This window comes from Chitinophaga niabensis (assembly GCF_900129465.1).
Classification (GTDB): Bacteria; Bacteroidota; Bacteroidia; order Chitinophagales; family Chitinophagaceae; genus Chitinophaga; species Chitinophaga niabensis.
In genome coordinates, this window is the sequence record NZ_FSRA01000002.1 from 1434203 (window position 1) to 1446143 (window position 11941).

9 protein-coding genes are annotated in these 11941 nt (G+C 45.2%); 7 read left to right on the forward strand and 2 right to left on the reverse strand.

The genetic code is table 11. The features are described 5' to 3' along the window. The first annotated feature begins 2 nt into the window (after positions 1-2). From BUR42_RS23060 to BUR42_RS23085, 6 genes are read left to right on the forward strand one after another with little or no spacing between them, the layout of a single operon-like run. Positions 3-1643, forward strand: a complete 1641-nt coding sequence (locus tag BUR42_RS23060) for a RagB/SusD family nutrient uptake outer membrane protein (protein WP_074241938.1) — start codon at positions 3-5, stop codon at positions 1641-1643. 45 nt (positions 1644-1688) lie between these two features. Further along, positions 1689-3797, forward strand: coding sequence for a WD40/YVTN/BNR-like repeat-containing protein (locus BUR42_RS23065; protein WP_074241939.1), 2109 nt, complete (start codon positions 1689-1691; stop codon positions 3795-3797). A gap of 8 nt (positions 3798-3805) precedes the next feature. Next, positions 3806-5188 (forward strand): arylsulfatase, encoded by a 1383-nt coding sequence (locus BUR42_RS23070; protein WP_074241940.1) that lies wholly within the window; start codon positions 3806-3808, stop codon positions 5186-5188. A gap of 9 nt (positions 5189-5197) precedes the next feature. Beyond that, positions 5198-6136, forward strand: a complete 939-nt coding sequence (locus BUR42_RS23075; RefSeq protein ID WP_074241941.1) for a glycerophosphodiester phosphodiesterase family protein — start codon at positions 5198-5200, stop codon at positions 6134-6136. Continuing rightward, positions 6133-7020, forward strand: coding sequence for a sugar phosphate isomerase/epimerase family protein (locus BUR42_RS23080; protein ID WP_074241942.1), 888 nt, complete (start codon positions 6133-6135; stop codon positions 7018-7020). The genes BUR42_RS23075 and BUR42_RS23080 overlap by 4 nt, the downstream gene beginning before the upstream one ends. Further along, entirely contained in the window at positions 7017-8261 is a 1245-nt protein-coding gene (locus tag BUR42_RS23085) for a Gfo/Idh/MocA family protein (protein ID WP_074241943.1), read from the forward strand. Before BUR42_RS23080 ends, BUR42_RS23085 begins: the two co-directional genes overlap by 4 nt. A gap of 82 nt (positions 8262-8343) precedes the next feature. Here BUR42_RS23085 and BUR42_RS23090 read toward each other — a convergent pair whose 3' ends face one another. Together BUR42_RS23090 and BUR42_RS23095 are read right to left on the reverse strand one after the other, a co-directional pair. Next, a complete protein-coding gene (locus tag BUR42_RS23090) occupies positions 8344-8859 on the reverse strand; it encodes a hypothetical protein (protein WP_143197554.1) in 516 nt (171 codons plus the stop codon). A gap of 118 nt (positions 8860-8977) precedes the next feature. Next, positions 8978-9898 (reverse strand): beta propeller repeat protein, encoded by a 921-nt coding sequence (locus tag BUR42_RS23095; protein WP_074241945.1) that lies wholly within the window; start codon positions 9896-9898, stop codon positions 8978-8980. A 159-nt stretch (positions 9899-10057) separates the two neighbouring features. Here BUR42_RS23095 and BUR42_RS23100 point away from each other — a divergent pair, with 159 nt between their 5' ends. After that, positions 10058-11935 carry a transglutaminase-like domain-containing protein gene (locus tag BUR42_RS23100; protein ID WP_074241946.1) on the forward strand — a complete coding sequence of 626 codons (1878 nt, stop codon included), beginning with the start codon at positions 10058-10060 and terminating at the stop codon, positions 11933-11935. The last annotated feature ends 6 nt before the right edge of the window (positions 11936-11941 follow it).

Sequence of the window (11941 nt, forward strand, 5' to 3'; positions counted from 1 at the left end):
CGATGAAAAAATTATCCTTCTTATATATTGTAGCGGGCGCATTGCTCTTCACTGCTTGTGACGAATCGCTTGACATTGAGCCAACAGATCAGCTCACGGATGCCTCTGTATGGAAAACACCTACGAATGCAGGTTTGTTCCTCAATGATATCTATAACAACCTGAACCCGGGGCCACAATCTACCGTGTTCACAAATGTACCTTCCGAGATCAGCAACGATCCTTTGGATAACTTCTCTGATAACAGCATCAGTGGCCCTATTGCAGGCATTCCTTCTTATGTGAACTTTGCACAGGGTTCCTACGGACCGTCTACACCTATTTTTACACCGCATTGGAAGAACATGTACACCAACATCCGGAAGTGTAATGTATTCATTCAAAATGTATCGGCTTCCAGCTTTGATGATGCCACGAAGAAAGGTTTCCTGGCGCAGGCGAGGTTCTTAAGGGCTTATTATTATAAATCCCTGATGGACCTGTATGGCGGTGTGCCTATTATTACCGTTCCTCTCAACAGGGAAGAACAGGGCGATGCCATCTTTAATCCAAGGAATACCTATGAAGAGTGTGTGGCCTTCATTCAGAAAGAGTGTGAAGAAGCTGCCGTGGACCTTCCTTTAACTGTTGCTGCAAAAGATGCAGGCCGTGCTACTAAAGGTGCTGCCTGGGCACTGAAAGGTGAGCAGGAATTGTATGCAGGCAAATGGCCCGAAGCTGCTGCCACTAACCTGAAGATCATGCAATCCGGTGCAGGGTACGATCTGTTTGGAGATTATGGCCAATTGTTCTTACCTGCCAACGAGAATAACAAAGAAGTGATCTTTGATATACAGTATGCTGCCAACATCAAAGGAGAGATCAAAGAAAAATACTGGAACCCCGTAAAAGTTTCCGATGGCGGCGGATGGGGTGCTGTGAATCCTACGCAGGACCTGGTAGATGAATATGAATTCCTGGATGGTAAAACAGAAGCCGAAGGATCTGCTTTATTCGATCCTGCCAATCCATACAAGAACAGGGATAAACGTTTTGAAGCAACGATCATTTATGATGGTGCTTCCTGGAAGAATGGTATCATCTATACCCGCCTGGGTGTTCCCAATAACAGCAATGAACTGGATGCTTCCGGCGCTGGTGGTAAAGGGCGTACCGGCTATTTCCTAAAGAAGATGGTAGACCCTGCTATTGTTCCCGGTGTTAGTGCCGGCGCTAATTCCATCATATGGCGGTATGCAGAGGTATTGCTGAATTATGCGGAAGCGCAGAATGAAGCAGTAGGCCCTGATCAATCTGTATACGATGCCATGAAGAAAGTGCGGGCCAGGGCAGGACTGCCTGAATTACCCGCAAACCTTACTCAGGCAGCAATGCGCATGAGGATAAGAAGGGAACGCAGGATAGAAATGGCTTTTGAAGGTAAACGTTTGTTTGATCTCTGGAGATGGAGAACGGCAGAACAGATCTTCAGCAAATCACTACGTGCCATGAAAATAACCGTGGTAGGCGGCAACCTGGTATATGAAAAAGTAAATGCAGGTGGTGGAAAGATAACATTCGATGCATCCAAGAACTACCTGATGCCGATACCACAAACAGTGATTGCACAGAACCCTAAAATAATACAGAACCCTAAATATTAACAATTATCAAGGAACCCTCTTTTTAACCCGTTCAAAAACTGAATTATGAAAAATTCTATGACATTACTATTGTCTGTAGGGATTGCATTGTTCGCATGCAAGAAACCTGCTGAGCTTAAAAAGGAAACACTGGATGGTGAGAAGTCCGTTGGGGCTTCCATACAATCTGTGCTTCCTTACAATTGGGGCAGTGTGGCGATTGGAGGAGGAGGATATGTTACAGGAATTGTTATTCATCCTACACAATCCAACAGGATGTACATCCGTACAGATGTTGGAGGCGCTTACAAATGGGATGGCACTAATCAGAAATGGGTGCAGATGCTGGATGGCCTGAGTACGATCAGGGTAGATGGGATGGCATTGGATGCCAACTCTCCTGACAGGGTTTACCTGGCATTGAACGATGGCGTTTACCGCTCAAACGATCTTGGTGTGAGCTGGACGAAATTGTTTTCTACCACCTATGATGGTAATGGTGATCTTCGCTGGATAGGGGAATGCCTCGCAGTAGACCCTGTTACCAGTACCGTGGTGTATGCCGGCACCCGTTCAGATGGGCTGTACCGAAGTACCAATACGGGAACCAGCTGGACAAAGATCACCAGTGTGCCCAATGGTACAAAAGGGGTACGTACCGTTGTAGTAGATTCCGCCACCACAGTGAGCGGCAGATCTGCGAAAGTGTACGTGGGTATTCCGGGCACAGGTATTTATGTGAGTACGGATGGCGGCACAACTTTCTCCGCCATGGCTGGTGCGCCCACCTCTCCTAACCGTATGCAGGTTGTGGGTGGCAAAGTGTATGTTACCCATTCAACCGGTGTTACTGTTTGGAATGGAACAACATGGACGGACATTACACCGGCAGGAGGCACTAACAAGAATTACTGCGGCTTGTCCATTGAAGCGTACGATCCATTGAAGATCGCTGTTTGTCAACGTTATGGTACTTTCAATAATCCATTGTACCGCTCTTCAGATGGTGGTGTTACCTGGCAACAAATGAATACTGCTTCGCTGCCTATCACTAAAACCCTGGAAGCTCCATGGTGGCCTAACAGCTGGTTTTCCAGTGCTACATCCAATATTGTATTTGATCCACTGCATCATGGTGATCTTTATTATGCGGATTGGTTTGGCGTGTGGTTTACTTCCAACGCCTGGGCCGCAGGATCAGTTGCTTGGGAAACACGTATAAAAGGAGACGAAGAAACAGTGGTATTAACAGTAGCGTCGCCTCCGGGTAGCGTATCATTGTATTCAGGTGTTGCGGATGTATTTGGTTTCCGCCATGATAATATCGCAACATATCCTGCAGCAAGGCTGTACAATATCAATGAAGGATTCAGCATTGCTTACTGCGAAAGTTCTCCTGCTAATATTGCTATCCTGGGTTCTTCCGGTAACGATGGAACTGGTACAATACTCGCTACATCTTCCAACAGCGGTACATCCTGGACAACACGTACACTTCCTTCCGGTGTGAAATTAGGACGCATTGCTATCTCATCTGCCAATCCTGATAACATGGTGTACATAGCCGGAGGTTCAGCAGGTGCAGTGTATTACAGCACGGACAGGGGAAGTTCCTGGACGGCGGCTACCGGTGCTCCAACCGGTTCGGTGAATGCCATTGATGTTTGGAGTAAAGACTTTTCCATCGCTGCGGATTGCGTAAACGGGAATGATTTTTACATTTATAAAACAGGTTACCTCTATGCATCTACAGACGGTGGTGCTACCTGGACGCAGAAGAATGCCACCGCTATTCCCAACAAAAATTCTTACCTGTTTGTGGCGGCCAGGCCGGGAACTGCGGGAGAAGTTTGGGTAAGCCTCGATGGTAATGGTCTTTACAAAACCACTAATGGTGGTACCACTTTCACAAAGGTGACTGCATTGAGCACTTCCACTGCATTTGCATTTGGTGCTCCGGCAACTGGAACAAGTACGCCCACTGTGTATAGTTATGGTACAGTATCCGGGATTAAAGGTCTGTACCGCTCAACAGACCTGGGTGTAAACTGGGATCAGATCAATGGTTCGCAAACATTCCCTGCCGGGGTAAAAGGGCTTGCAGGAGACAGGACGGTGTTTGGACGTATCTATGTTGGTACCGGTGGTCGTGGTGTATTATATGGTCAACCTTAATTAAAAGAATGAAACTACAAACTATCTTAATCGCTACAGCTTTCCTGGGTTCCTCATGGGGCCCGGGAAGGCCCGGCGAAAACGAGAAACCGAATATCATCCTCATTATGGCAGATGATATGGGTTATGGCGATCTTGGCTGTTACGGGCAGAAGATGATACAAACGCCAAACATCGATGCATTGGCAAAAGGTGGGTTACGTTTTACCACTTATTATGCAGGGAATACCGTTTGTGCGCCATCGAGAGAAGCCTTGCTCACCGGTATGCATACCGGGCATACTTCCATCCGGGGGAATTTTTTAACGGATGAAAAAGAAGACCCGGCCATGCCTTCAGAAAAAGTAACGGTTGCAGAACTGTTAAAAGGTGCAGGATATCATACGGCATTGATCGGAAAATGGGGGCTGGGCGGTGAAGGCCATAGCCCGGAAACACAGGGGTTTGATTACTCCTATGGTTACCTGGACCAGATACAGGCACATAACTATTTCCCGCCTTTCTTATATGAGAACGGGAAGAAGGTGATGCTGGACCAGAATGCAGATGGTAAAAAAGGAGCTTACAGTCATCATCTTTTTGTAGACAAAACGTTGCGGTTTTTAGAGAGCAGTGCAAAGGAACCTTTCTTCCTTTACCTGCCTTATACCATTCCACATGGGGAACATGTGATCCCCGATAATTCTGCTTATGCAGGAAAAGACTGGCCGGAACAGTTTAAGAACTATGCAGCCATGATCACGCAGCTGGACAGTGATATCGGACGGATCATGCAAATGCTGAAAGAGAAGGGATTGGATAAGAACACGCTGATCCTGTTCACAAGTGATAACGGAGCCAATCCGGGTTTTGCTAAATTCTTCCGCAGCAATGGCGTTTTCAGGGGGAATAAAACCAACCTTTACGAAGGTGGTATCCGTGAACCCCTGATCGCTTACTGGCCTGGTAAAATTAAGGCCGGTCAGGTTACAGGGCATGTTGCTGCCGGCTGGGATGTTTTGCCTACTATTTGTCAGGCTGCGGGCATTAAAGCACCTGCGGGAATTGATGGTGTTTCTTTTTATCCCGGTTTACTGGGTACAGGGAAACAGGTGATTCATCCTTATCTCTACTGGGAATATTACACCTACAATTACAACTGGAATAAACCGGATGCTACCATGCCCAGGAACTGGCTGGATAGCAGGGCACTGCGTTTCGATCATTGGAAAGCAGTTGTGAAAAGTACACCAACAGACCTGGCCGGAAAGATTGAATTATATGATCTGGCCAAAGATTCCACGGAAACAACAGACCTGGCTGCTACTCATCCTGAAGTGGTGAAACGCGTGAAGGAACTTATGCAGTCAGCAACTAAAGCGAATGCACCATATTTTCCATATAAGCACTAAAAACTCTTTATGCAAACAAAATACTTTATTCCTGTTTTAGCAGTATTAATGCTCACAGGTATTTACAGCAAAGCACCCGTTAAACTGCATAGTATTAAAACAGGCAATACCGCAGGTTTGAAAGACTTCATGCGGTATACACCAGACCGGCTTCCTTTTATCTGCGCACACCGTGGCGGCCCAAGAAAAGGTTTTCCGGAGAACTGTATTGAAACCTTTGAGAATACATTGGCACAAACACCTGCCATGCTGGAAATTGATCCACACTATACCAAAGATGGTAACATTGTGCTGATGCACGATGCTACATTGGACCGTACTTCTAACGGGCATGGGAAAATAGTGGATTACACATTGGCTGAACTTAAAAAGCTGCGTTTGAAAGATACTGAAGGTAATCTCACTTCGTTTCAGATCCCCACATTGGATGAAGCATTGCAATGGGCTAAAGGTAAAACCATCCTTGTGATAGACGCAAAGGATGTTCCTATTGAAGTACGGGCTAAGAAAATAGTAGAGAATGGTGCGCAGGCAAATGCGATCGTTATTTCTTATTCTCCGGAGGACACTAAGAAATGTTACAGCTATAATAAAGATATTCTCATGGAGATCATGATGGGTAAACCGGAGTTTATCACTACACATGATAACAGCGGAGTGCCCTGGGCAAATGTGATCGGTTTTGTAAGCCATGATATGCCTGCCGATAAAAGCATTTTTGAAGAAGTACATAAACGTGGTGCTTTGTGCATATTGGGAAGTTCCAGGAACATTGACCGCCAGTTTACTTCCGGGAAGATCAATGCAGAAGAGTTAAAGAATGGTTACCTGAGCCTGATCGGCCATGGTGCAGATGTAATTGAAGCAGACCTGGGGATTGAAGGTGGTGCTGCATTGAAAGACCTGCAAACAGCAAAATCTTCCAAGTCGAAATACTTTTCTAAATGACAAGAAGGGAGTGGAGCAAATTAATGTTAACAGGTCTGGCGGGTTTTGCGATACCTTTTACCGGTTTTTCGCAGCCGGGGGTAGTGATAGGATTGCAAACGTATAGCCTGAGAGACCGTTCGCTGGATGAAGCCATCAAAGCAATGGTACAGCTTAACATCAAGAGCTGTGAACTTTGGGAAGGGCATGTAGAGCCATTGGAATTGCAATGGAAAAGGAACAGCACACCGGAAGAAACATCGCGTAAAAAAGAATTGCTAACTGAATGGCGCAACAGTTTACAGATGTCGTATATTGAAAGTGTCCGCGGGAAGTTCAGTAAGGCAGGGATTAAGGTACAGGCCTACAGTGCTACCATTAAAGACAATATCTCCGAACATGATCTTGAACTGGCGTTTAGAATAGCGCAGGCCTTAGGCACAGATACCTTAACCACTTCCGGAACGGTGAGTGTGATGAAACGGGTAGATGTGTATGCACAACGGTACAAGATCAATGTAGGCATGCATAATCACGCACATGTTGATAAACCGAATGAGTTTGCCACACCGGATAGTTTTGAACGTGGTGCAAAAGGGCTGTCTGAATATATAAAGATCAATCTGGACATTGGTCATTTTACCGCCGCTAATTTTGATGCGGTGGCATTTATCAGAGAGCATCATCAACGCATTGTGTGTTTGCATCTGAAAGACCGGAAGAAAGATCAGGGCGCTAATTTACCATTCGGTTCAGGCGATACACCTATCAAAGAAGTGTTACGCCTTATCAGGGATAATAACTGGGCTATCCCTGCGAATATAGAATATGAATATAATGGTGCGGATACCGTGAAGGAACTGGAGAAATGTATCGCTTACTGTCAGCAAATAATTACAGCATGAAGAAAACTATCAGCCGCAGGAAATTTATCGGCAATGCCGCTACCCTCTCTGCCTTTTTAATTCTGCCCAGGCATGTATTGGGTGGTAAAGGTTTTATTGCACCGAGTGATCAGATCAACCTGGGTTTTATAGGAGCAGGCAGAAGGGCACTTTCATTGAGAGATTCTTTTATGCCAATAGAAGGTGTGAAGATCATAGCTTCCTGTGATGTATATACATCCAAACTGAATAGTTTCTGTAAAAATATCGGAACCTCCTGCGTGCCTTATCATAATTTTACAGAGCTGCTGCAACAAAAAAGCATCGATGCCGTAGTAATTGCCACACCTGATCATTGGCATGCTACCATGGCTGTGAAAGCTGCAGAGGCTGGGAAAGACATTTATTGTGAAAAGCCGCTTTCGCTAACAGTGGTAGAAGGAAGGAAAATGGCAGATGCAACAGCTAAACATAAACGTGTTTTCCAGACAGGCAGCATGCAGCGTTCTGCTCCTGAATTCAGGCAGGCGGTGGAACTGATCAGGAATGGACATATCGGCGAAGTGAAAACAATAAAAGTAAGTATCGGCGGACCGCCGGTGCCATATAACCTGCCTGCGGAAACGGTTCCCACAGATCTTGACTGGGACCTGTGGTTAGGACCTAATGAATTTGTGCATTATAATCATGAGCTAAATCCTGTGATCGGTGATCCCCTGTGGGGCAGATGGCGGGACTTTAAAGGCCTGGGTGGCGGAGATATCACAGACTGGGGTGCGCATATGTTTGATATTGTACAATGGGCATTGGATATGGACCATAGCGGCCCTGTGGAATTCATTCCTCCCGGTAACGATGTAAAACACCTGACCATGAAATATGCGAATGGTGTGATCATGACGCATGAAGATTTTGGTAAACCGCATGGTATCCAGTTTAATGGCACAGAAGGTGTGATAGAGATACAACGTAAAAAACTGGTGACTACACCGGATACATTAAAAGATAAAACCACTTTCGAAAAGCAGGTGTATCACAGTGATAACCATTACAAGGATTTTCTGAAGGCGATGAGAGATAGAAGCAAACCGGTATCTGATATTGAATCAGGGCACAGGAGTGCTTCCGTTGGCAACCTGGCCAACATTGCCTATGATCTGAAGGTGCCCTTGAAATGGGATCCTGTGAAGGAAAAGTTCCTGAATAATAAAGCAGCGGATAAGCAGCTTTTCAGGAAGATGAAGAAGCAGTGGGCAGTATAAGTAATTTAAGGGAGCATTACCGCCAGCATTATCACTGGCGGTAATTTTTTTGCTCCCGGGGTTAACATGGGATAGGGATAGTTTAATTCTCTTTGTATTCTGCAACTACGGAGGCAATTTTCAAATTCCCAGGTAGGAGGTTACCTTCGGCAGCCGTTTCGTAGTAGAAAAAAGCGGTCCATATATCATCTGGCTCAGCATTAATATATGCCCCTGAAAGATATAAAGAAGTGCTTCCATTAAATTGTGATGTAGCGTAAATGTTGTGTAACTCAGCATGGCTTGTAGTTCCAACCGGAATATCTACATAAAAGGAGAAAAGCGGATTTATTATAGTGGTGGTAACTTCCAGGATCTTCACCTGGAATAAATCTACTCCCGGTTTGCTGAATCTCAAATACACCTTAGTGAGTGGCAGAGCTGCAATGCTGCCGGTACCCATTATCCTTAAGTAACCACTGCTTTTGTGAACAGCAGCTGGTTTGAATGCTAAGAATAAATCGTTAGCGGCTAGTGGATGTGGGGCGATGGTGCGTAGTGTGCCTGTAGTCTCGTCTGTCCGATTTGAAAACTGTGCTTTGTTGGTTGCAATGACCATAAATTATTTTTTAAATAGTGAATGAATACAACAACCGGGGTTATACATGTATGGAGTTAACTACGGTGTTGAATACAAAGGAACTATTTAACTGCGCTGTAGATTTGCGTAGTGGAATTTATGATCCGGGGCGTGCTGCAATAATACCAAATGGAGTGATCACTAATTCTTTAAATGCTTTACCGGAAGGTAAGCCTTCGCTGCTTTTCGTCCAGCTGTTTGCGTAATTATCAGACTTATAAATACCATCCCATTGGCAGGCAATTAACCGCAGGCCGATATTCATTATCTGGAAAGTATATACTGCAGGTAAACCAGCATCTGCTTTTAACCAACTGGCTCCGGCATCACTCGTTTTCCATACTCTGCCGGGTCCTTCATAAGACATTACGAACACATACTTTCCATTGGTGGAGATGTTATGTACAGAAGCCCTGCGATAGATGAACTGCCAGTATTCTCCTTTATTCAATGAAAGGAATATGCCATCAGCACCGGCTACATAGATCTTGCCATCCATAGATGTAATGCCATTGATCTGCCGCCGTGGAAAAATATTCCGCCAGGTTTTGCCTTTATCTGTTGAAATGTAAATACCATTATTCGTTCCTGCAATGACCCTGTCTTCAAATGCATGGATACAACGAACAGTGGAATCCGTTAGTCCTGTGTTAGAAGCACGCCAGCTCCGGCCATTATCTTCAGAGATGAACATGCCATGTTTGAAACTGCCTAAGAAGATCTTGTTTTCAAAGATCTCCAGAGCATCGACTTTGATATTTTTAGGAAGACCCTGATTAGATGCCTGCCAGGTATTGAGTTCATCCCGGCTCACAAATACACCATGCGCCTGCGTACCTGCAAGCACTACACCTTTCGCATATGCAAGATCATTTACCACAGCTGCCTGTGGAAAACCTTCATCCATTCTTTTCCAGATGTTACCCGAATCTTTGGATAGGAATATTCTACCGTCCTGTGCTGATGCAATGTTGCATATGAGGCTAAAGAAGGCAATCACTAAAAATACTCTCGGCATGCCTAAGCTACATTTTTTACGAAAATATAAACTGTGCAGCGAATTAGGGAACCTAACAAGCTATTTTTTTCTGGTGCGGAACGTTACATATCTATTATGGTAATGAGTCTATAAGATATAATATATTTTGTATCTTTATAACTCTTATACCTGGAAAATATGCAAATCTCAGTTAAGTGCTTGTACCTCAGCGTACTATTATGTGTCGGGCACCACGTTACCTATGCAGAGGAGGATAAAAACATTGTGATCCGGGAACGGAAGGAGCGTTATGAGTTTGTGAAAGGAGATAACCGGAACCCTGTACTCGTGAAACAAAATTTCTCTACTACTTATCGTTGTGATGAATTCCGCGGAAGCATCCCCTATACTGAGTTCTACGATGTGAACAGCACGGTGGGTGAAGTAAAGGTATATGTGAATGGCGAACGTGTTAAATCCATCAAACCGGAACACCGCTATCATTCCATAGATGGCTTCTTTTTCTCTGATGCCAGGGTTTGCGGCTTCATGCTGCCACTGGAGAAGAAAGGCACCGAAAGCAGGGTGGAACTGGAGAAAACGATCCTTGATCCCCGTTATTTCACGAGTGTTTATTTTAATGAAGACTTCTTCATGGAAGGGAAAGAGGTAACCCTCATCGTTCCCCGCTGGATGCACCTGGAGATCAAAGAGCTGAATTTTGATGGTGCAGGCATCATTAAGAACGTAACGTTCGATGAAAAGAACCAGGCAGACGTATATACCTATACGATGAAGAACATGCCGGCGGCTGCACATGAATCTTATGCTCCCGGCCCCAGTTATGTGTATCCGCATCTGCTGGTATGCAGTCATTCTGCTGATGGGAATGAGGGTAAGATCACTTATTTCGGTAGCGTGAAAGACCTCTATGCCTGGTATAGCAGCCTGGTGAAGGAGATCGGGAACGAAAAGGAACTGGTGAAAGCAAAGGCGCTGGACATCACTAAGGATGCAAAGGATAACCTGGCGAAGATCAAAGCAGTATACACCTGGATGCAGGAAAATATCCGCTACATCGCGTTTGAAGATGGCATTGCGGGGTTCCGTCCTGCTAAAGCGCAGGAGGTGTTGGAAAAGAAATACGGGGATTGTAAAGGCATGGCCAATCTCACAAAAGAGATGCTGGTGGCTTTAGGCATAGATGCCCGTTTATGCTGGATCGGCACACGCCATATCGCTTATGATTATTCTACACCTACCCTGTCTGTAGACAATCACATGATCTGTGCTGTAATACTGGATGGCAAGCAGTACTTCCTGGATGCCACGGAAACATACATCGGCTTTGATCAATATGCAGAACGTATCCAGGGCAGGCAGGTGCTGATAGAAAACGGGGAACAGTTTTCACTCTCTAATATCCCTAAGCGCACATATGATCAGAATAAACAGATCGAGAAAAGGACCTTACGCATTGAAGGAAATAACCTGGTAGGTGTGGCTGGTCACCAGATCACAGGAGAAAGCACGGAAAGCATCCTGAGCGCAGCGCATAGCATCAAGAAAGAAAACATGAAAGAGGCGCTGCAGCAATATCTTACAGAAGATAACCGCCTGTATGGCATCTCCAATCTTACAACTTCCGACCTGCACGACTGGAGCACAGACCTTACCATGAACTATGATGTACTCCATAAGGATGCGGTGAATAGTTTTGGAGACGATATTTACGTAGACCTTGAGTTTCGGAAAGAATTCGACGATTCAGATATTGATACCACCAAACGTAAGAACGACTTCTGGCTGAATTACAAACGGCAGGTGGTACAGGAAACCACACTGGCCATTCCCGCAGGATTTAAAGTAAAATCATTGCCCCCGGCGCTTTCTATCGACAATACCAAATACACTTTTAAGGCCGCATATGTGCAGAAAGCAGATCAGATCGTATACCGGAAGGAGATCACGATCAAGGATACGCACATCCGCCGCATTGAATTCAGTAAATGGAACGACGATATCAAACAATTGAAACAGGCCTACCTGGAACAGATCACACTTACTAAAAAATAATTCCGC

Coding starts and splice junctions, on each gene's coding strand:
- BUR42_RS23070 (WP_074241940.1), top strand. CDS start 3,806: ATGAAACTACAAACTATCTTAATCGCTACAGCTTTCCTGGGTTCCTCA.
- BUR42_RS23095 (WP_074241945.1), bottom strand. CDS start 9,898: ATGCCGAGAGTATTTTTAGTGATTGCCTTCTTTAGCCTCATATGCAAC.
- BUR42_RS23060 (WP_074241938.1), top strand. CDS start 3: ATGAAAAAATTATCCTTCTTATATATTGTAGCGGGCGCATTGCTCTTC.
- BUR42_RS23075 (WP_074241941.1), top strand. CDS start 5,198: ATGCAAACAAAATACTTTATTCCTGTTTTAGCAGTATTAATGCTCACA.
- BUR42_RS23090 (WP_143197554.1), bottom strand. CDS start 8,859: ATGGTCATTGCAACCAACAAAGCACAGTTTTCAAATCGGACAGACGAG.
- BUR42_RS23085 (WP_074241943.1), top strand. CDS start 7,017: ATGAAGAAAACTATCAGCCGCAGGAAATTTATCGGCAATGCCGCTACC.
- BUR42_RS23065 (WP_074241939.1), top strand. CDS start 1,689: ATGAAAAATTCTATGACATTACTATTGTCTGTAGGGATTGCATTGTTC.
- BUR42_RS23100 (WP_074241946.1), top strand. CDS start 10,058: ATGCAAATCTCAGTTAAGTGCTTGTACCTCAGCGTACTATTATGTGTC.
- BUR42_RS23080 (WP_074241942.1), top strand. CDS start 6,133: ATGACAAGAAGGGAGTGGAGCAAATTAATGTTAACAGGTCTGGCGGGT.